This window comes from Halomicrobium zhouii (assembly GCF_900114435.1).
Taxonomy (GTDB): domain Archaea; phylum Halobacteriota; class Halobacteria; order Halobacteriales; family Haloarculaceae; genus Halomicrobium; species Halomicrobium zhouii.
Map to the genome: position 1 here is coordinate 49,047 of NZ_FOZK01000002.1, position 19,811 is coordinate 68,857.

The window sequence follows — 19,811 nt, forward strand, 5'->3', positions numbered from 1 at the left end:
CCCCATGAACGTGCTCCTGACCGGTGGTGCCGGCACCGTCGGCACCGCCATCACCGATCACCTCGCCGACCGCGAGGAGTACCAGCTGACGAGCGTCGACCCGGAGCCCCACCCCGACCCGAACGTCGAGTCGGTCGAGGCCGACGTCGGCGATTACGACGCGATCCGGCCCCACTTCGAGGACCAGGACGCCGTCGTCCACCTGGCCCACGCGCCCATCGAGGGGGGCGGCCCGTCGGACCGCTCGATCCACGCCTTCGACGGGCACCTCGCCAACCTGGAGATTCACGCCAACGCCTACGAGGCGGCCGTCGACGCCGGCGTCGACACGTTCGTCTACGCCTCCTCGAACCACGCCGTGGGCATGTACGAGGTCGAACACGCCCCCGACGTCTACTATCCGGACTACGGCCTCACCGTGGACCACACCGTCCAGCCCCGGCCGGACTCGATGTACGGCGTCGAGAAGGTGTACGCCGAGGGACTGGGTCGGCTGGCCGCCGAGGCCCACGACATGCAGGTGTACGCCCTGCGGATCTGTGCGGTCCGCGACCCCGAGTACGACCACCCCTACGGTGACGCCGAGGCCGGCGTCGACCGCGGCGAGTTCGAGCGCGACAGCGACGCCTACGCGACCCAGGTCGCCCGGATGAAGGGGATGTGGCAGTCCCGCCGCGACCACGCCCAGATGGTCGAGCGCTGTTTCACCGACGACTCCGTCGAATTCGACGTGTTCTACGGCGTCAGCGACAACGACCGTCGCTGGTTCGACGTCGACCACGCCAGGGAGGTGCTGGGGTACGAGCCGGAAGATAACGGTGAACAGTGGGATACGCCGCCAGAATAACATCGACGTCTGGTCGGAGTTGGACGCCACCGTCCCGGGACCGACGAAATAAGGTGGAAGCGACGAGAGACGGCACACAGTGAACGCCAACGACCGCGCGATTACGGCGCTCGTCATGCTCGCCCACGCGGCGGTCCACACCTACGAGATGGCCGTCCCGCTGTTCGTCGTCGTCTGGCTCACCGAGTTCGACGTCATCTCGCTCGGCATCGCCCAGTTCGAGGTGACGACGGCGACGCTGGGCGTCGTCGTGACGCTCGGCTACGGCCTGTTCGGCCTGGGCGCGCTGCCGGGCGGCATCCTCGTCGACCGCATCGGGTCCCGGCGGCTCATCAGCGCCTGCCTGCTCGGGATGGGGCTGTCCTACGTCCTGCTCGGCCTGGCGCCGAGCATGCTCGTCGTCGCGCTCGCCCTGGTCCTCTGGGGTGTGGCGGCCAGCGTCTACCACCCTGCGGGCCTCTCGCTGATCAGCAAGGGCGTCGAGGAACGGGGGACCGGGCTTGCCTACCACGGCATCGCCGGCAACCTCGGCATCGGCCTCGGGCCGCTCCTGACCGCCGTCCTGCTTCTGTTCGTGGAGTGGCGGACGGTGGCGCTGATCCTGGGGGTGCCCGCGCTGCTCGCGGCGGTGTACGCCGCCCGGGCGAACTTCGACGAGACGGCCGCCGTCGAAGACGTCGCGGAGGGAGCGGCGGCCGACGGCGGCAGTTCGAAGGCCGACGCCGGCGTCGACTCGCTGGGTGAGTTCGTCACCGAGTCGCGACGGCTCCTGGCCGGCGGGTTCCTCCTCGTGTTCGTCGTCGTGATGTGCTCGGGGCTGTACTACCGCGGCATCCTCACCTTCCTGCCGGAGCTGCTCCGCGGGCTGCCCGGGTTCGAACCGATCCCAGTCACCGAACTGCTGCCGGCGAGCGTCGGATCCGCGCTGGGCGTCGAAGCGGGCGACGCCCAGACCATCTCACCGCAGGACTACTTCTACGCCGGCCTGCTGCTCGTCGGCGTCGTCGGCCAGTACGCCGGCGGGAAGCTGACCGACCGGTTCCCCGTCGAGTACGGCATCGCCGGCGCCTTCGCCGTCCTCGCGGTCCTGGCGCTGGCGTTCGTCCCGGTCGCCGGGATGGGCATCGGCCCGCTGATGGCGCTCGGTGCCGTCCTGGGTATCTTCCTCTTCGTCGTCCAGCCGCTGTACCAGGCGACCGTCGCCGAGTACACGCCCGCCGGCACGCGCGGGCTCTCCTACGGCTTCACGTACCTCGGCGTGTTCGGCGTCGGCGCGCTGGGGGGGACCATCGCCGGCGCCATCCTCGCGTTCGCGGGCGTGGCGGAGCTATTCCTGACGCTGGCGGTTATCGCCACCGCGGCGTCCGGCGTGGGACTGTACCTGGGTCGGGCGGCGGGGAGGTAACCGCCACACGACCGAAATCGTCTACTCCCGCGCCAGCACCTCGATACCGACCAGTTCCTGCCCGGTCAGCGCGCTGATGTACGCGCCGCCGGCGATGGAGACGTGAGAGAACTCCTCTTCCGTCATCCCGTACATACGAATAGCCCGGGAGGTGTCGCCGCCGCCGACGACGGAGAAACAGTCCGTCGCGGCGATGGCTTCGAGCGCGCCGACGGTCCCAACGGAGAAGCGCTCGTCCTCGAACAGGCCCAGCGCGCCCTTGACGAAGACGGCCTCGGACTCGCGGATGATCGGCGAGTAGGTCATCACGGTCTCCGAGCCGACGTCGAGGAACCCCTGGGTCTTCTCCTCGATCTCGTCGACGGCTATCTCGGCCCGGTTTTCGTCGTCATCTTCGTAGGCGAGGTCCACGGCCAGCGAGATCTGGTCGCGGTGCTCGGCGAGCATCGACTCGATCTTTGCCTGGTTTGCCTCCCACTGCTCGTCGAACAGGTCCATGTCACCGACGTCGTGGCCGACGGGGTAGCCGTCCGCGCGGAGGAACAGTTCGCCGGCGATGCCGCCCAGCAGGAAGTCGTCGACTTTCTCGTCGAGCGCGCTCATCACGTCGATGACGTCGGTGGCCTTGGTGCCGCCGACGACCATCGTGACGTTGCCGTCGAACTCCTTCTCGGCGATGGCGGTGTTGGCCTCGTACTCCGTCTCCATGACGCGACCGGCGTAGGCGGGCAGCACGAGCGGGAACCCCACGAGGGAGGCGTGCGAGCGGTGGGCCGCCGAGTACGCGTCGTTGACGTAGGCGTCGAACTCCGCACTCAGGGTCTGGACGAACTCCGTCTCGGCCTTGACTTCGGGGTCCTCCTCGGGGAGTTCCTCGTCGCACATTCGGGTGTTTTCGAGCAGGAGGACCTCCCCCGAATCGACGTCGTCGATGGCCGCGATGGCGTCGTCGCCGAACGTGTCCGCGACGAAGCCGACGTCCTGGTCGATGTGGTCGGCGAGGATGTCGGCGTGTTGCTCCAGCGAGACGAAGGTGTCCCGGCCGGGTCGGCCCTGGTGGGCCATGAGCACGGTCTGGAACTCGCGGTCGGCGAGTTCCGCGACTGTCTCGGCGTGGCGGTCGAACCGGCGGTTGTCCTGGACTTCGCCGTCCTCCACGGGGCTGTTGAGGTCGAGGCGGACGAGGACGCGCTGGCCGTCGTCGAGGTCGTCGAGCGTCTTGAACGAGGGCATCTGTTGTCAGTTCGAACGGTCGCGCGTCGGCGAGAAAAAACCGGCTGATCGGGACGGTGCGTCGTCGGGGCGTCGTCGGGGCGTGCGCGCCCCGCCACGCTGGCTCACCGCTCCGACCCGCCCGCCGTCCCGGAGTACCAGCCGTGATAACTGCGGGGCAGCGTTTATGCGAAATCGTCTGAGAGTCCGAGTATGGCACCGGAAGTACACACAGAAGGGGAGAAGTACACGATAGAATGGGACGACGACATCGGCACACTGATCCACACGTGGACCGCGTTCGCCTCGGGGGAGGCGTTCCGCGAGGGGTGCAACGACCTGCTCGCGGCCGTCGAGGAGCGAAACGCCACGAAGATGATAGTCGACACGAGCAACGTGAAGGCCCACGACGAGGCGGACAAGCAGTGGCTCCAGACGGAGTGGACGCCGAAGACCGTCGAGGCTGGCGTCCAGGCCACGGCGATGGTCCGGTCGGACAGCGTCATCTCCGAGATGGAGATGAAGGAGATGAGCGAGAACATGCCAGACGACGCAGACGGCGGTCCCGAGGCGTTGATCACCGACGACATGGCCGAAGCGCGCGACTGGATGGCGGACCAGTAACGCCGCGACCCTTTTCTGCCGTGCTTGCGGGCACTTGCGTGGCCGAACCTTCTTGTCCCCCGACGGCGATCGCCGTCCATGGCAAGCGCGGCGCTCTCGGAACCGCAGGTCCTGGCCCACGCGAAGGCTCGCCTGTTTCCCGACCCCGGCGAGGACGAGGCCTACGCCGTCGTCGACACCCAGTTCGCGATGGACGAGTGGCTCGCCGACCAGCGGGTCCCCGAGGCCGTCCGCGACCGTCTTGCGCCGTTCAACCACGTCCGCGTCGGCTCGGGCTACCCGGACCTCGTCGGCGTCCGCAAACTCGAAGACGACCTCCTGGCCGTCGACCGCGTGGGGGACCAGCCGCCGCTCGTCGCTATCGAGGCGAAGGGATATCGCGGAAACGACGCCGTCGACGTCGAGCGCGGCGTCGTCCAGGCCTACGACCGGCTGAACGAGGCCAACGCCGCCTACGTCGCCGCGCCGAAGGCGGCCATCTCCCAGTCCGCTCGCACCCTCGCCCGCGAACTGAACGTCGGTGTGCTGGGGGTCGAGGACGGTGGGGAGGTCGTCCCCGTCGAAGTCCCGCGCGTCGTCGGCAACCACACCTCCGACGACGCGACGGCCATCCGGTTCCAGGCCACGGCCCAGGGCGTCGCCGACAAATCGTTCGGGCTGAACCACCCGAAGAACTACCTCGCCTACCCGCTGGCGGTGTACCACCCCGGGGCGACGGACGCGATTCTCGGCGAGCGCGTCGTCAACGCAGTCGACGGCGCCCGAACGGGCGCGGCGTTCCTCGGCCTCATCGAGGAGAAACCCCACCGCGTCGACCTGACGCCCCTCGGCGAGGAAGTCGTCCGGTTCGCGCTGGACCGGTACGGCTCCGTCGACGCGGCGCTGGCCGAGTTCGAGAACTGGCAGCGCTCGCGGAAGCGGTTCTGTGACATTGCTCCGGAGTGGGGCCTGCTGACGAGACGGGTCCTCTGGGAGTACCCAGCGACCAAACTGATCGTTGAGGAACTCCAGACGATGCACGAGGACGGCGAGCCAGAACCCTCGCTCGTCGAGTTCGTGACCCGGCTGCACCGCCTGCATCCCACCTTCACCGTCGAACTCTTTCTTCGGGGGACCGACGACGTCCGCTCCCGGGTGCTCGACGCCGACGGAGACCTACAGGTCGACGAACTCCGGGATGGGAACGTGTATCACTCCCCGACGGTGTTCCAGCTGAAGGCGATGCTCTACCACGCCGGCGTCCTGACCGAGCGCGGCTCGGAGCCGAACAGACTGGATCCTGAAACCGATACGTGGGCGCTCCGCGAACCGCTGGATTACTCTTTCTGATAAAGTTTTTACACAAGTCAGGCGCGCGCTGTCGCGGCCTTCGTGCCGCGACAAACCTGCGCGAGGGACGAGTGAGGGAGCGTGCGACCGAACGAGTCGGTTGGGGAGGGTGTGGCTGTGCGGTCCGGGCGGGGATGAAAGGGGCCGGTCGCTGGAGGAAGACCGGTGAAGTAAGCACCGCAGGCGAAGCCGAGGAGCGCAGCGAACCGCTCGACTCCAGCAACCGGGGGCTTTCTACTTCTTGTCGGGAGAAACAACTCGAAAGCCCCGAGTCGTTCGACGGCTGCGACTCGCTGCGGTCCTCACTTCGTTGCGGTCCTTGCGTCGTCTCGCTCGTCGAACGTCTCGCCCCTTTCAGTCCCGCCCAGCACGAAAACCACAGCCACACGCCTCCCCAGCCGATTGCGGTGCTCGCTCCGCTGCGCTCCTCATCCCTCGCACACTTTCGTCGCGGCACGAAGGCCGCGACAGCGCGCGCCACCTGCTGTTACTCAGGTCGAAAAGCCATCGCGAAACGGAGCGAATCAGGAAACAGGAGAGCCAGCGAACCCTAGTACTCGTGGACGTGCTGGGCGACGTCGAGCATGCGGTTCGAGAAGCCGTACTCGTTGTCGTACCAGGTGAGCACCTTCGTCATGTCGCCGACGACGTTCGTGTTCTGGAGGTCGACGAGCGTCGAGTAGGGCTGCTGGAGGACGTCGGAGGAGACGATCTCGTCGTTCGTCACGCCGAGGACGCCTTCCAGCTCACCCGCCGCCGCGGCCTCGAAGGCGGCGTTGACGTCGCCCGCCGTCACGTTCGCTTCGAGATTGACGGTGAACTCCGTGATGGAGCCGTTGGGGACGGGGACGCGCATGGCCATGCCGTCGAGTTTCCCCTCCAGTTCGGGGAGGACTTCGGTGGCGGCCTGGGCGGCGCCGGTGGTGGTGGGGATGATGTTCTCGGCGGCGGCGCGGCGGCGGCGGGGCTTGCTGTTGGGGCCGTCGACGAGGTTCTGGGTGCCGGTGTAGGCGTGGACCGTCGTCAGCTGGCCTTCCTCGATGCCGAACTCCTCGTGGAGCACCTTGGCGACGGGGGTGATGGAGTTCGTCGTACAGGAGGCGTTGGAGACGACGTCCTCGCCCTCGTACTCGTCCTGATTGACGCCGTAGACGAGCTGTTTGACGGGTTTGTCGCCCTTCGGCGGGGCGGAGATGACGACCTTGTCCGCGCCGGCTTCGAGGTGCTGGCTGGCGTCCTCGTGCGACCGGAAGATACCCGTGGCCTCGAAGGCGACGTCGACGTCGAGTTCGCCCCAGGGGAGCTTGCTGGGGTCAGTCTCGTGGAAGACGCCCGCCTCGAAGTCGGTGCCATCGACGGTCAGGGTGCCGTCCTCGAGCGAGGCGCCGTCACACCGGCCCAGCACGGTGTCGTACTTCGCGAGGTACTCGAACTCCTCGTCCTCCATCACGTCGTTGATCCCGACGATCTCGACGGCGTCGCTCTCCATGGACGCCCGGAAGACGTTCCGACCGATGCGCCCGAAGCCGTTCAGGCCGACGCGGACAGGCTCGTTGTTCATGACGAGTATAAATTGGGTTCAGAGCGAGTAAAGGGTTTTCGAAGTCGGGGACGAATCGCTCGTTCATCAACGTGGAACGGTCGCAACTGAACGATCGTGGGAAAGTCGTCGGGCTGGCTGCCTCTCTCGAACGAGTCAAATGTCCTATGGGTGCCGTGAAAGATCCCGTCAGTCCGCCCGCCATGTGGTGGTCGAACAGTTCGCCGAACTGTAGTGTCTCCAACAGGAGAGGGTCCAGCGCTGTGGACGGCCGAAGCTTTATTCCGTGGGTCGTCATAAGCGTTCACAGGATGAGACGCGACGACCGTGACGACCCCTTCGACGAGTTCTTCCGCGAGCTAGAGCGGATGATGAACGACGTGATGGGTGCCGGTGGGGACGTCCACATCGAACAGAGTGGTGCCGACTACGGGGCGGACCTCCACCTCGACGTTCACGAGACAGACGAGGCTGTCCGGGTCGTGGCCGACGTGCCCGGCGTCGACAAGGACGCCATCGACCTCAAGTGCGACGGCGAGGTCCTCACGATCAAGGCCGCGGCCGACCAGCGCGACTACGGCGAACGGGTGCGACTCCCGGCCCACGTCGACGAGCACTCCGCCAACGCGACGTACAACAACGGTATTCTCGAAGTAAGCTTCACGCGGAGCGAAGACGCCAGCGACATCAGCCTCGACTAGCGGTCCCGTCGTCGCGCTGGCTCTCCGCCGGTTTTCGTCTCTCGTCGAGAGTTCTCAGTTCCACCGCCAGCCTGCCAGCCCCTCGTGGCTCGCGTATGCACCTGAACACGACGAATACGCTCTCGTGGCGCTGCTCGGTCTGTACGTTCGCCCCGACGGAGCCGAACGGCTTCGTGGCGTCCGTCGGCTCCTCGTCTGGCGATTCAGTCGATACGGCGGGCCAATCCGCCAGACACCATGGTTTAATGATGCGCTGCCGTACGGACTGGCATGGTAGATGTCGCACTCTCGCTCGGCCGGCTGCTGGCCGCGTTCTTCCTCGTCTTCCTGAACGGCTTCTTCGTCGCGGCGGAGTTCGCGTACGTGCGCATCCGCTCGACGGCGGTGGACCAGATGGTCGAGGAAGGGAAACCCGGAGCGGAGACCCTGCAGGGGACGCTCCAGCACCTCGACGACTATCTCGCAGTCACGCAACTGGGGATCACCATCGCCTCCCTCGGCCTGGGGTGGATCGGCGAACCGGCCGTCGCCGAGCTCATTCATCCCGTACTGGAGTCAGTTCTCCCCGAAAGCGCCGTTTCCCTCGTCGCCTTCGCCATCGGTTTCGGCTTCATCACGTTCCTCCACGTCGTCTTCGGGGAACTCGCCCCCAAGACCATCGCCATCGCGCAGGCCGAACGGATCGCGCTGTTCGTCGCGCCGCCGATGAAGTTCTTCTACTACGTCTTCTACCCCGGCCTCGTCGTCTTCAACGGGACGGCGAACGCCTTCACGAGCCTGATCGGCATCCCGCCGGCCTCCGAGACCGAGGAGACCCTCTCCGAGGAGGAGATCCTGATGATACTGACCCGCTCGGGCACCGAGGGTCACGTCGACAAGCGGGAGGTCGAGATGATCGAGCAGGTGTTCGACCTCGACGACGTCAGCGTCCGGGAGGTCATGGTCCCCCGCCCCGACGTCGTGAGCGCGTCCGCCGACGCCACCGTCGCCGACCTCCGTGCACTCGTCGTCGAGGAGGGCCACACGCGCTACCCGGTCCTCGACGCAGACGACGGCGACCAGGTCGTCGGGTTCGTCGACGTCAAGGACCTCATCCGCGTCACCGAGTCAAGCGACGGCGAGCCCACCGCCACCGCGGGAGACCTGGTGCGTGACCTGCCCGTCATCCCCGAGACTGGCCAGGTCGACCAGCTCCTCCGCCAGTTCCAGGACGAGCAGAGCCAGATGGCCGCCGTCATCGACGAGTGGGGCTCCTTCGAGGGGATCGTCACCGTCGAGGACCTCGTCGAGGTCGTCGTCGGCGACATCAGGGACCAGTTCGACGTGGACGCGCGCGAACCGTCGATCGAGGGGAACGGCGATGGCACGTACACCGTCGACGGTGCCGTCCCCATCGGGAAGGTCAACAACGAACTGGAGACGGCCTTCGAGACCGACGAGTTCGGCACCATCGGCGGCCTCGTCCTCGACCGCCTCGGCCGCGCCCCCGAGGTCGGCGACCGCGTCACCGCCGACGGCCACCACCTCGACGTCGATGCGGTCGACGGCGCACGGGTCGCCCGCGTGCGGATTTTACCGGACGAGTCGACGGCCGACGAGAGCGAGGATCGACCGGAAGACGGCTCCGGGACTCTGGACGACTCCGAGGAGTGATGAGGAGCGTGGGGCCACGTGAGTAACTCTCCACTCCCTCCTGGGTGTAGCGCGTCCGCGCCACGACACGCTTCCCGACTGTACCCCCGCCAGAACGAAGTTCTGACGAGCATCGCCTCGCAGTGCTTGGCTCAACGCAACCGGTCGGGAGTGCGTTTCATCGCGCGACCCACCGAAAGACTTGGCACACCTCGTCTTTCGAGCCCACACTCGCTTCGCTCGCGTGGAAGGGGAAGGGCAGGGCTGCGGTGCTGTGCGGTCCTCGGAGGACTGAAAGGGCGAGGCGGGGTCCGGGAACCTCGGCCCCGTAAGCGACCGCGAGAGCGTAGCTCTCGCGTAGTCCTCAGCTTTCGCTGAGGGCACCGGAACGAAGTGAGGAGCGAAGCGGGGCCGCGGGACTGGAGCGCGCCGAGGGCTTTCTGGGTGTTGGCGGTCTCAGTTCCGATTCTTGAGAGCGCGCCGATGGCTTTCTGGGCGTTCGCTGTCACCGTTTCACCAATAACTAATCCCCCAAAACCATCCACGCAGAACTCAATCAGTTCAACGAGAAAACGGCAGAAAGCGGCGGCAGATCAGCCTTCCATCCCGGAGAAGGAGAGCCCACCCTCGATGTAGCGCTGGGCGAACAGATACACCAGCATGATGGGCGTCGCGAAGGTGAGCGCGAACGCGGAGAAGCGCGCCCACGGGATGGAGTACTCCGAGACGAGTCCGAACAGCCCGACCGGCAGCGTGTAGTTCTCGGTGCCCAGCAGCGTCTGGGCGACGACGAACTCCGTCCAGCCGGTGAGGAAGGTGAAGATGAACACCGTCGCCAGCCCGGCGGCCGACAGCGGCAGGATGACCTCGGTGACGACCCGCCACGGCGGCGCGCCGTCGACGACGGCGGCCTCCTCGTAGGAGACGGGGATGCCGTCCATGTACGTCTTGAGCAGCCACGTGTTGAACGGCACTGCAGTCGCGGCGTAGTACACCGCCAGCGCCAGCTTGTTGTCGTTGAAGCCGAACTGGACGTAGACGGCGTAGAGGCCGATCAGCAGGGCGATGCCGAGGCCGCCGCCGACCTGCGTCATCAGCACGTAGACGAACAGGATCTTCCGGCGGAAGATGAACTCCCGGCGCGAGAGTGCGTAGGATGCCGGGACGATCAGGCACATCGAGATGATCACCGTCGGGATGGCGACGGTGAGGCTGTTCCACAGGAACTGCTTGAAGTCCGAGGGATTGTCGACGCCGTGTGCGGAGGCGTCGAGCACGGTAAGCTGGGGCGTGTCGAACACCACGGCCAGATCCGTCAGCGGCACGTTGACCGTGACGCTGTAGGCCGGCAGTATCAGGTCGCCGACGACCCAGACGAACGGCTGGAGCGTCGGGTCTTCGGGGAACAGTGAGATGCCGCCGGAGGTGTACAGCGACGCGCCAGACCCGGAGAGCGCGGCCTGGAGGATCCAGTAGATGGGGAACATGAGCGCCATAACGAGCAGGAGCGCGCCCAGTGTGGCCCCGACGGTCTTCAGTGGTTCGGTGGCCGGGACATCCCCGTCACGGACCTGCCGTGCGGTGTAGACGGCGGCCCGGCCGCTCTCGACGGGCGCGTACGCGACGCGTTTCGCGTCCTCGGCGACCTTGCGGGCGATAGCACCGACGAAGCTCATGCGTCGTCCACCCCGTCGGCGAGCCTGCCGCGTTTGACGTTCAGCCACATGAACGCGCCGATGAACGCAACCGCGACGATGCTGATGGCGGCGCCGCGGCCGTACTCGGAGAACTGGAACGCCTCGCGGTAGCCGTAGACGATCAGCAGTTCGTTGGCCCGCGCCGGGCCGCCCTGGTTGAACACGAAGGGGATCAGGAACTGCTGGAACGAGGCGGCCGAGGTGAGGATGGTGGCGAACAGCACGGGCCGCTTGATCGACGGCAGCGTCACGTGGATAAGCCGGGCGAACCACCCGGCACCGTCGACGACGGCGGCCTCGTGGAGTTCCTCAGGGACGTCCTGGAGCGCGCTCACGGTGATGATGACCATGAACGGGTACGCGAGCCACATCTCGGTGACGTTGTACGCCACGAAGGCGGTCCAGCGACCCGAGAGCCAGGCGACGGAACTGGCGCCGACCGTCGACAGCAACTGGTTCACCAGGCCGAAGTCGGCCGAACTGAAGATACCGCGCCACACCGTGATGGTGAAGATGGCGGGCAGGCCCATCGGGAGGATGATGAACGAGCGCATCAGGCGCTTGCCCCTGACGCGGTCGTTGGTGACGACGAGCGCGACGCCGATGCTCAGGAACAGCTTCAGCGTCACGCTCGTGGCGACGAACAGCCAGGTGACGCCGAAGGAGTTCCAGAACTGCGGGTCGGTGACGACGTCGACGTAGTTCGCCAGGCCGACGAACGTCGCCTCACCGAACGTCAGCACCGAGAACGCGCCCTCGCCGGCGTAGAGGTTCGCCGGTGCCGCGTCGGTAAACGAGATTCCGAGCAGGTACAGCACCGGGAACAGCATGAACGCCGAGAAGATGAACAGTCCCGGCAGGACGAACAGGAGTCCCAGGTCACGCTTGTCGAGGAACGGCACTGCCTCGACGCGGCGGGCGACGCGTGATGCCGTGCTCATTGGTGTGTCCTTACTCCCAGTTCTCGCGGATATCGGTTGCGGCCGTGGTCAGCGCCTCCTCGGCCGTGGCGTCGCCGTTGAACGCGTCGATGAGCGCCGTCTCCATCGGGCCCCACACCTTGTTCATCTTGGGGTCGGTGGGCATCGGGATGCCCTGCCCGACCGTCTCGGAGTACGCCTGGACGTTCGCCGGCAGGTCGTCGCTGCCGACGAGGCTGTCGAGGACGGGGATGGCGCCGTGTTCTTCGGCGTTCTGGAGGTGTATCTCCTCGTTGGTGGCGTACCACTCGACGAACTCGCGGCCGGCGGTGGCGTCGGCGCCGCCCGATTCCATCGCCTTCGCGAAGTACCACATGGAGATGCCGGTGTACGGGCGGAGTTCGCCGCCGTCGACGGCCGGCAGCGACGTCACCTCGTAGTTGACGCCCTTGTCGTTGAGCGTCGCGAGGTACCAGGGGCCGTTGATCGCGAAGGCGGCGTTGCCCTCCGCGAACGCTGCGGCCTGGGGCTCGTAGGTCGGGTCGTTCGGCATGTACGGCGTGAGGTTCTCCAGGGCGAACTCCAGGCCCTGGATGGTCTCGTCGCGGTCGACGCCCAGCTGTGGGTCGGCCGCAGGGTCGAAGTAGTAGCCGCCGAAGCCCTGGAGGAACGCGCTCGTGAAGTACGGGTCGAACGGGTAGCTCAGGCCGTACTGGCCGGCGTCGGGGTCGTGGTACTCGTCCATGACCGCGACCATATCCGAGACCGACTCGGGGGCCTCGTCGACGACGTCCGTGTTGTAGACGAGCGTCACCGTCTCGGCCGAGTACGGGAGGCCGACGACGTTGCCCTCGTACTGGACGGCGTCGGCCGCCGCGTCGGTGAAGACGTCCAGGTCGACGGTCAGGTCGTCGCTCTGGTCGGTGAGGAAGCCGCGCTGGTAGTAGTCGCCGACCCAGTCGTGGGCCCAGTCGAACACCTGCGGCCCCTGGCCGGCCGGGACGGCACTGGTCGTCTTCTGTTCGAGGTCGGAGATGTCCGACCCCTCGACGGTGTGGCGGGTCTCGCTGGTGAACGTCTCGATGGCCTTCTCGCGGCCGGGGAGTTCCGGCTCCGGGAGCGAGTACCACGCCGTGGCCTCGCCCGCGGGACCGGCCGTCTCGGTGTCCTGGTCCGCGCTACCGTCGTCGCTGCCGTCACCGCCGTCGTCGTTCGTAGCGGTCTCCGTGTCCTGTTCCTGTACGCCGACGCAACCCGCGAGCGAGCCGAACGCCGTCGCGGCGCCGAGCTGCTTGAGGACGGTTCTGCGGTCCATGTGTGGATATTGGATGAAATAGTCGTTCACGACTTAAATCATTCGGAAAACTCACGAACGTTCATCACATTTCCCGCGCGCAGCGGCGCTCTCCGACCGAAAAGTGACGGGGTGGACCTGGCAGCGCATCCGGACCGCCACTCGGTACCACACGCCCCGGTGTAAAAAGTGCTACGAAATTGTACATCACAAATTACGAAATTTGAGAAAGACCTATGGTGGGCTAGACCGACACTCGACCACATGGCAACAGTCACGCTCGACCACCTCACGAAGGAGTTCGACAGCGGGCGGATCCTCGCCGTCGACGACGTCTCGCTGGACGTGGCCGACGGCGAGTTCGTCACCGTCGTCGGCCCCTCGGGCTGTGGGAAGTCGACGACGCTGCGGATGCTCGCCGGCCTCGAACAACCCACCTCCGGTCGCATCGTCATCGACGGCGAGGACGTGACGGACGTCCACGCGCGCAAGCGCGACGTCGCGATGGTGTTCCAGAACTACGCGCTGTACCCCCACAAGACCGTCCGCCAGAACATGGCCTTCGGCCTCCGGATGAGCACGGACCTCTCGAAGGACGAGCGCCAGGCGAAGGTCGAAGAGACGGCCGAGATGATGGGCATCGCGGACTTACTCGAGGACAAGCCCAGCGAACTCTCCGGCGGGCAGAAACAGCGCGTCGCCCTCGGGCGCGCCATCGTCCGCGAACCCGACGTCTTCCTCTTCGACGAACCACTCAGCAACCTCGACGCGAAGCTCCGGACGTCGATGCGGACCGAAATCCAGCGCCTGCAGGAGGAACTGGACATCACCGCCATCTACGTCACCCACGACCAGGAGGAGGCGATGACGATGGGCGACCGGCTGGCCATCCTCGACGGCGGTGAACTCCAGCAGACCGGCCGGCCGAAAGACGTCTACGAGAACCCCCGCAACGAGTTCGTCGGCGGCTTCGTCGGCTCCCCCTCGATGAACTTCATGGACCTCGACGTCTCCATCGCGAGTGACGGCGACGCGGTGACGCTCACCGGCGAGGACTTCTCCTACACGCTCCGCGGCGAGCGCGCCCGACGGATCGCCGACAGCGGCGCCCAGTCGGTCCGCCTCGGCGTCCGCCCCGAGAACGTCACCGTCGGAACGGGCGAGGCCCGCGAGAACGGGAACGAGGCCGTCGTCGAGGTCGTCGAACCCATCGGCAGCGACAACTACCTCTACCTGGACCTGGGCAGCGAGGAGTTCGTCGCCCGCGTCGCGTCGGACGTCGAGCCCTCCTGGGGCGACACCGTGACGGTCGCGTTCGACGAGGCGGCAGTCCACGTCTTCGACGCCAGGACCGGCGATTCACTGCTGTTCGAGGAAGGGGAAGACGAGCGCGACGCCGTCGCCGCGGCCTGACAACCGCTGCGTTTCGGCTCGCGAGGGATGGAAAACTGTGCGGCGTTACTCCGAGACGATTCGGGTCTCGAGGGGCACTTCGTTCGTTATCGCGTCCACGAGCGGCGAGGTTTTCTCGACGCGCTCGCGCAAGGCCGCGAGGTCCTCTTCGGAGGCGTCCGACGCCACGTGCGCCGTACAGGTCATCGACTCGTAACCCGGACGGACGTCCTCGGAGATGCCGAGGAACCCCCGCAGGTCGAGGTCGCCCTCCATCTCGAAGCTGAGGTCGTCGAGTTCGATGCCCATCGCCGCGGCGTTGGCCGCGTACCCGACGCTCAGACAGGATCCGAGCGCGCCGAGTAAGAGTTCGACGGCGTTGGGGCCCGCTCGTTCGCCCAGGATCTGTTCGGGTTCGTCGCCCTGGAGCGTGAACTCGCGGGTGTGGACGGTCTCCCCTGCGTGATCGAACTCGTCGATCGTCGTCACGGACTTGAGCGCGTCCTCCCACTCGGTTTCGGCCCGGAAGGTGAACGCACCGCCCGCGGGGTCCTCAGTGATCGATTCTATCGCGCCTTCCAGAGCGGAGACGTCGACGCCGTTTACGACCGTTCGTTCTGCTGTTGCCATGGTGAGCCCTCGTCGTCTAGTAGGGTCGCTGAGTCGATAAAATCGTGTTAGAATGTACCACTCGGTTGCGCACGGGACCGTGACAGATACGCGTCCCGTAGTCGGCAGATGCCTGTCGTCAGCTGCCGGTTCCCGCCGATTTCACCCGGTCGCGCCGCCTCGCGAGGTCGCGACGGGACGGACTAGTCGTCGGCCGCCACTGCCTGTGCTTCGAGCAGGTCGTACTCGTCCATCAGCGCCACCGTCGCCAGCCTGAGCGCGTGGGGCCACCCGAGCGGCGTCGCGCTGTCGGCCGTCCCGTCGTCGAACACCTGCTCGGGCAGGTAGCCCGTGGGCTCGCAGAGCGCTCCGCCGGGGAGCACGAGCGCCAGCAGGTCGCGGGCCGTCCCCGCCACGTCCTCGGCCCGCTCGTCGTCGCGGTCGACGAGCAACGCGGCGGTCGTCGCCGCGGCGTGGGCGCCCCACGCGGTCGAGACGGTCCAGATCTTCTCGCGACCCTGGTCCCGCTGGCGCCAGGCGTCGCCCTCGTACCGGACCAGGCCGGCGACGTCGTCGGTCTCGTGGAACAGGTCCTCGACCACGCCCTCGACGTGTGAGACGAGCCTGTCCATTCGCTCGTCGTCGACGTCACCCACCTCGGCGTAGGCGCGGTGGGCGTTGGCCAGCGCGAGCGTCCCGGAGTCGGCCCGCGCGTCCAGCCCGGTCTCCTCGTTCTCGGGGCCGTACTCTCTGAGCGCGTACGTCTCCCGCTCCGGGACCCAAAGGTCGTCCAGGGCCTCGTACACTTCGTCGGCGCGCTCGGCGGCCCGGTCGCTGACGCCGTCGACGTCCGTCCCCGCGAGCGTCGCGTAGGCCTCCAGGAACGTCGCGGCGGTGTGGGTGAACCGGCCGACCATGTCCTCCCAGGCGTTCTGGCAGGTGACCGGGCGGCCGTCGTCGGCCAGCGACGCGTCGAGGGCGTCGAGGGCGCGGGCGAGCAGTTCGCGGTCGTCGCCGCCGGCGCGGGCGAGGAACGCCGCGACGCTGCCGGTCTGGTCGGCCTGGTAGTTGACGTCGTCGCCGGCCTCCAGCCGGCCGTTGGCCCACCCCGGCGCCAGCGAGCCGTCGAAGGCCCAGACGCGGTGGGGCCAGGAGCCGTCCTCGAGCTGGGTGTCACGGTACGCCCTCGCGCTCCGGTCGTGCCAGTCGTCGATGCCCAGGTCGAAGCGGTCGTCGGCCTCCAGCAGGAACCGCGAAATCTCCGAGTCGTCGCGGAACCACGAGTAGCCGTAGCCGCCGGAGTAGGCGTACCAGGGGTCGAAGTCGGGCGCGGCGATGCGGAGCCCGCTCGCGCCGGTGAGCAGGGAGACGACGCGGAGATCGGCCGCGACGGCGTCGGCGTGGGGCAGGTCGTCGTCGACGGTCACCTCGACCTGGGCCTTCGCCACGCGTTCGAGGGCGTCCCGGTCGTACTCGGCCGCGGCCGCCCGGACGCGTTCGAGGGCGTCGCTGCGGGACGACTCGCCCCGGGTCGTGAGCAACGTCGCCACCGTCGCGGTGCCGTCCTCGGTGGGTGCGACCCCGATCACGTCGCCGCTGAGCAGGTCCTCGTCGTAGGGGTTCTCCGGCCCCTCGCGCGGGTAGTCGCTGGGGTCGGCGGCGAGCAGCGACTCGAATCCCTCGAAGGCGTCGCCGCGGACCGTCTCGAAGCCAGTCGCGCTGGCGAGATAGTCAGTCTCGTCGGCGTGGTACACCTCCACGGCGTCGCCGTGGTGGAGCTGGGCGATTCGATTCTCGCGGCCGTCCGGCGCGAAGCCGACGCAGGCGACGACGTCGAGCGGCTCCGACGCTCTACTGGCGTCGACGTGCGTGACGTGGCGGTCGTCGAGGGTGAGGTCGTACTCGGTGACGGCGCCGAAGGGCGTCTCGTGGTCGGTGACGACCAGCGCCGTGTCGGCGTGGTAGCGCTGCTCGCTCGCGGCGGCGTCGAACCACGCCGTCTCGGCGGCGGGTTCGCCGGCGGGCCTGACGCCGAAGCGAGACCGGGCGACACCGGTCAGGCCGACGAGCGGGTAGCTGAAGTCCCGGACGGCGCCGTCCGCGCCGACGTGGACGAGCCGCCCGTCGCGGCCGGAGAACCGTCCGGCCGTCGTGCGTCGTTCGCCAGGGAACCGGGAGTCGGCTCCACGATGGCGCTTGAAGTCGTTCAGCGCGTCCCGTAAGTTCATTGCCTCCCTATCGCAGTCGCCGGGTAATAACTTTGGTGTAATTCTATTTCACAGATTTTCCGAGACCGTAACACCCAAGCGACGCCCGGCGCTCCGTGCGGGTATGCACCACCCCGGCCCACCCCGGTTCGTCCACGTCGGCGAGTCGGTCGAACTCGCCCCGCGCACGCCGGATCCGGACGCATCCTTCGCCTGGCGACTCGTCGACGCGCCCGGAGACAGCGACATCACCGTCGGCGACGGCCCGGTTGTCCACCTGGCGCCCGACGTCCCGGGCACCTACCGCCTCGAACTCGACGCGCCGGACGGGACCCACCACCAGACGGTCCGCGCGTTCCCGGACCCCCGGAAACCCGCCCGGTTCCGCGTGGACCCGGCCGACGTCGACGGGGACGTCTCCGGGGCCGAGACGGCGAGCGTCATCGGCCAGTTCAACGACTTCACGATGGGCGTCGACCGAGCGCAGTTCGAAGACGGCGCCTGGGTCCTCGACGCCGACCTGCCGCCGGGCGACCACGAGGGCCTCTTCGCCTTCGACGACGCGTTCGATCCGTTCGCCAGTTCCGAGGTGACGGTCGAGGGTCCGGGCCGACCGAGAGTCCGACTCGACGGGCGACAGGAGGGCGACGAGGTCGTCGTAACCGTCACCGCGGACGCCGCCCCCGACGGGAGCGACCCCGACGTCGAATTCCACCTCGACGATCGGGACGAACTGGACGAGGACGACGTCGCCATCGAGGACGCAGAACTGCGAGTCCCCGCCGACGCGCTGCCCGAACTGGCCCGGGTGCACGCCGTCGCGGTCGCCGAACGTCATAGCATCGCCGACACGCTCGAACTCTCGCTCGGCGGAGAGTCCCTCACCGTCGACCGGCCCGCCGACCCGCCGGCCTGGCTCCGGGAGACGTCGATGTACGAGATATTCGTTCGCGAGTTCGCGGGCGAGACGGTCGACACGACCTTCGAGGAGATCGAGCGCCGGGTGCCGTACCTCGAACACCTCGGCATCGACGTCGTGTGGCTGACGCCGGTCCTGGAGAGCCCCACCCGCCACGGCTACCACATCACGGACATGTTCGACACCGCCGACGACCTCGGGTCCCGCGCCGCGTTCGAGTCCCTCGTCGACCGCCTGCACGAGGCCGACATCCGCGTCGTCTTCGACCTGGTGATCAACCACACCTCGCGGGACCACCCCGCCTTCCAGCTCCACCGCGCCGGCGTCCCCGAGTACGCCGACCACTACGAGCGCATCCCCACGGAACAGGACACCAGCGACGTGGACTGGGCGGGCGACGACGCGCCGGGCCACTACTTCACCTGGACCAGGATTCCCAACGTGAACTTCGACTCGCTGGCGGTCCGCGAGTGGATGCTCGACGTGGTCGCCGAGTGGGCACCCGTCGTCGACGGCTTCCGCTGTGACGTCGCCTGGGGCGTCCCCCACGGCTTCTGGAAGGAGGTCCGCGAGCGCGTGAAGGATGAGGACGACGAGTTCCTCCTGCTGGACGAGACGGTCCCCAAGCGGGACGCCGCCTTCCACGAGAACGAGTTCGACTTCCACTACGACGCCGACCTCTACTTCGCCCTGCGCGATATCGGCCAGGGAGACGCCGCCGCCGACGTCATCTTCGACGCGCTGACCGACACCCAGCGCCACGGCTACCCCGACGAAGCGGTGCACATGCGCTACGTCGAGAACCACGACGAGGACCGCTACCTCGAGGAGTGCGGCAGGGCGGCGCTCCCGGCGGCCGCCGCCGCGACGTTCACCCTCCCCGGCGTCCCGATGATCTACTACGGCCAGGAGCGCGGCGTCGAGGACTCCCGCGGGACGATGCGCTGGCACGACGGCGACCAGGAACTGACCGACTTCCACCGCCGCCTCGTCTCGCTCCGGGACGACCACCCCGCGCTCCGCGCCGACGGGGTGGACCCGGTCGACGTCGACGTGACGGACGGCGACCCCGACCGCGTCGTCGCCTACGAGCGCGCCAGCGACGACGAGCGACTCGTGGTCGTCCTGAACTTCGGCGACGAGCCCGCGACGGTCACGCCCGGCGTCGACGTCACGGACACGGACCTGCTCTCCGAAACCGACGTCGGAGCCGGCGACTCGCTCCGCGTTTCGGACGCCGTCGTCGTTCGGCGCACGGAGTGACGAACGAGTAGAGTCGGCGAGGAACCGGCCGCCACGGGTCTGCCCATTGTGCCTCCACGGGGTGGGACTGAAAGGGGCCGGGCGGTCGACGACGGCGGACCCGATAAGCACTGGAGGCCGCAGGCCGAAGCGCGCAGTCCGGGTCCCCCGAGTCGAGCGCCCGGGGGCTTTCTGGTTGTTCTCGGCTGTGTTGTCCGTTTCGATGGTACCAACCGATGCT

15 protein-coding genes are annotated in these 19,811 nt (G+C 67.6%); 8 read left to right on the plus strand and 7 right to left on the minus strand.

Annotation, left to right across the window (positions count from 1 at the left end):
* Positions 1 to 4: 4 nt before the first annotated feature.
* Together BM337_RS07775 and BM337_RS07780 are read left to right on the plus strand one after the other, a co-directional pair.
* Positions 5 to 847: an NAD-dependent epimerase/dehydratase family protein gene (locus tag BM337_RS07775; protein WP_089815714.1), complete on the plus strand. Its 843-nt coding sequence runs from the start codon at positions 5 to 7 to the stop codon at positions 845 to 847.
* Between the two features lie 115 nt (positions 848 to 962).
* Positions 963 to 2,252, plus strand: a complete 1,290-nt coding sequence (locus BM337_RS07780; protein ID WP_089817138.1) for an MFS transporter — start codon at positions 963 to 965, stop codon at positions 2,250 to 2,252.
* A 21-nt stretch (positions 2,253 to 2,273) separates the two neighbouring features.
* Here BM337_RS07780 and BM337_RS07785 read toward each other — a convergent pair whose 3' ends face one another.
* Positions 2,274 to 3,485, minus strand: a complete 1,212-nt coding sequence (locus BM337_RS07785; protein WP_089815716.1) for a phosphoglycerate kinase — start codon at positions 3,483 to 3,485, stop codon at positions 2,274 to 2,276.
* Positions 3,486 to 3,677: 192 nt separating this feature from the next.
* Here BM337_RS07785 and BM337_RS07790 point away from each other — a divergent pair, with 192 nt between their 5' ends.
* Together BM337_RS07790 and BM337_RS07795 are read left to right on the plus strand one after the other, a co-directional pair.
* Entirely contained in the window at positions 3,678 to 4,088 is a 411-nt protein-coding gene (locus BM337_RS07790) for a hypothetical protein (RefSeq protein ID WP_089815718.1), read from the plus strand.
* 78 nt (positions 4,089 to 4,166) lie between these two features.
* A complete protein-coding gene (locus BM337_RS07795; protein WP_089815720.1) occupies positions 4,167 to 5,417 on the plus strand; it encodes a hypothetical protein in 1,251 nt (416 codons plus the stop codon).
* Between the two features lie 550 nt (positions 5,418 to 5,967).
* Here the strand turns inward: BM337_RS07795 and gap are convergent.
* Positions 5,968 to 6,978, minus strand: a complete 1,011-nt coding sequence (gene gap / locus BM337_RS07800) for a type I glyceraldehyde-3-phosphate dehydrogenase (RefSeq protein WP_089815722.1) — start codon at positions 6,976 to 6,978, stop codon at positions 5,968 to 5,970.
* 290 nt (positions 6,979 to 7,268) lie between these two features.
* On the opposite strand from gap, the gene BM337_RS07805 reads away from it, so the two are divergent.
* Positions 7,269 to 7,658, plus strand: coding sequence for an Hsp20/alpha crystallin family protein (locus tag BM337_RS07805; RefSeq protein ID WP_089815724.1), 390 nt, complete (start codon positions 7,269 to 7,271; stop codon positions 7,656 to 7,658).
* A 270-nt stretch (positions 7,659 to 7,928) separates the two neighbouring features.
* A complete protein-coding gene (locus BM337_RS07810; protein WP_089815727.1) occupies positions 7,929 to 9,311 on the plus strand; it encodes a hemolysin family protein in 1,383 nt (460 codons plus the stop codon).
* Between the two features lie 572 nt (positions 9,312 to 9,883).
* On the opposite strand, the gene BM337_RS07815 is transcribed toward BM337_RS07810, so the two are convergent.
* The 3 genes from BM337_RS07815 to BM337_RS07825 are packed head-to-tail and all read right to left on the minus strand — an operon-like array spanning position 9,884 to position 13,222.
* Positions 9,884 to 10,966, minus strand: coding sequence for a sugar ABC transporter permease (locus BM337_RS07815; RefSeq protein ID WP_089815729.1), 1,083 nt, complete (start codon positions 10,964 to 10,966; stop codon positions 9,884 to 9,886).
* Entirely contained in the window at positions 10,963 to 11,928 is a 966-nt protein-coding gene (locus BM337_RS07820; protein ID WP_089815731.1) for a carbohydrate ABC transporter permease, read from the minus strand. The genes BM337_RS07815 and BM337_RS07820 overlap by 4 nt, the downstream gene beginning before the upstream one ends.
* A gap of 10 nt (positions 11,929 to 11,938) precedes the next feature.
* On the minus strand, positions 11,939 to 13,222 hold the full coding sequence (locus BM337_RS07825) for an extracellular solute-binding protein (protein ID WP_089815733.1): 1,284 nt from the start codon (positions 13,220 to 13,222) through the stop codon (positions 11,939 to 11,941).
* Positions 13,223 to 13,465: 243 nt separating this feature from the next.
* Here BM337_RS07825 and BM337_RS07830 point away from each other — a divergent pair, with 243 nt between their 5' ends.
* Positions 13,466 to 14,614, plus strand: a complete 1,149-nt coding sequence (locus BM337_RS07830; RefSeq protein WP_089815735.1) for an ABC transporter ATP-binding protein — start codon at positions 13,466 to 13,468, stop codon at positions 14,612 to 14,614.
* A 45-nt stretch (positions 14,615 to 14,659) separates the two neighbouring features.
* On the opposite strand, the gene BM337_RS07835 is transcribed toward BM337_RS07830, so the two are convergent.
* Both BM337_RS07835 and BM337_RS07840 read right to left on the minus strand, forming a co-directional pair.
* The gene (locus BM337_RS07835) at positions 14,660 to 15,223 is read right to left on the minus strand and encodes an OsmC family protein (protein WP_089815738.1); all 564 of its coding nucleotides are present in this window, start codon (positions 15,221 to 15,223) and stop codon (positions 14,660 to 14,662) included.
* A 182-nt stretch (positions 15,224 to 15,405) separates the two neighbouring features.
* Positions 15,406 to 17,430: a DUF7997 domain-containing protein gene (locus BM337_RS07840; protein WP_089815740.1), complete on the minus strand. Its 2,025-nt coding sequence runs from the start codon at positions 17,428 to 17,430 to the stop codon at positions 15,406 to 15,408.
* A gap of 103 nt (positions 17,431 to 17,533) precedes the next feature.
* Here BM337_RS07840 and BM337_RS07845 point away from each other — a divergent pair, with 103 nt between their 5' ends.
* On the plus strand, positions 17,534 to 19,591 hold the full coding sequence (locus BM337_RS07845; protein WP_089815742.1) for an alpha-amylase family glycosyl hydrolase: 2,058 nt from the start codon (positions 17,534 to 17,536) through the stop codon (positions 19,589 to 19,591).
* Positions 19,592 to 19,811 lie beyond the last annotated feature (220 nt).

Coding starts and splice junctions, on each gene's coding strand:
- BM337_RS07775 (WP_089815714.1), top strand. CDS start 5: ATGAACGTGCTCCTGACCGGTGGTGCCGGCACCGTCGGCACCGCCATC.
- BM337_RS07780 (WP_089817138.1), top strand. CDS start 963: ATGCTCGCCCACGCGGCGGTCCACACCTACGAGATGGCCGTCCCGCTG.
- BM337_RS07785 (WP_089815716.1), bottom strand. CDS start 3,485: ATGCCCTCGTTCAAGACGCTCGACGACCTCGACGACGGCCAGCGCGTC.
- BM337_RS07790 (WP_089815718.1), top strand. CDS start 3,678: ATGGCACCGGAAGTACACACAGAAGGGGAGAAGTACACGATAGAATGG.
- BM337_RS07795 (WP_089815720.1), top strand. CDS start 4,167: ATGGCAAGCGCGGCGCTCTCGGAACCGCAGGTCCTGGCCCACGCGAAG.
- gap (WP_089815722.1), bottom strand. CDS start 6,978: ATGAACAACGAGCCTGTCCGCGTCGGCCTGAACGGCTTCGGGCGCATC.
- BM337_RS07805 (WP_089815724.1), top strand. CDS start 7,269: ATGAGACGCGACGACCGTGACGACCCCTTCGACGAGTTCTTCCGCGAG.
- BM337_RS07810 (WP_089815727.1), top strand. CDS start 7,929: ATGGTAGATGTCGCACTCTCGCTCGGCCGGCTGCTGGCCGCGTTCTTC.
- BM337_RS07815 (WP_089815729.1), bottom strand. CDS start 10,966: ATGAGCTTCGTCGGTGCTATCGCCCGCAAGGTCGCCGAGGACGCGAAA.
- BM337_RS07820 (WP_089815731.1), bottom strand. CDS start 11,928: ATGAGCACGGCATCACGCGTCGCCCGCCGCGTCGAGGCAGTGCCGTTC.
- BM337_RS07825 (WP_089815733.1), bottom strand. CDS start 13,222: ATGGACCGCAGAACCGTCCTCAAGCAGCTCGGCGCCGCGACGGCGTTC.
- BM337_RS07830 (WP_089815735.1), top strand. CDS start 13,466: ATGGCAACAGTCACGCTCGACCACCTCACGAAGGAGTTCGACAGCGGG.
- BM337_RS07835 (WP_089815738.1), bottom strand. CDS start 15,223: ATGGCAACAGCAGAACGAACGGTCGTAAACGGCGTCGACGTCTCCGCT.
- BM337_RS07840 (WP_089815740.1), bottom strand. CDS start 17,430: ATGAACTTACGGGACGCGCTGAACGACTTCAAGCGCCATCGTGGAGCC.
- BM337_RS07845 (WP_089815742.1), top strand. CDS start 17,534: ATGCACCACCCCGGCCCACCCCGGTTCGTCCACGTCGGCGAGTCGGTC.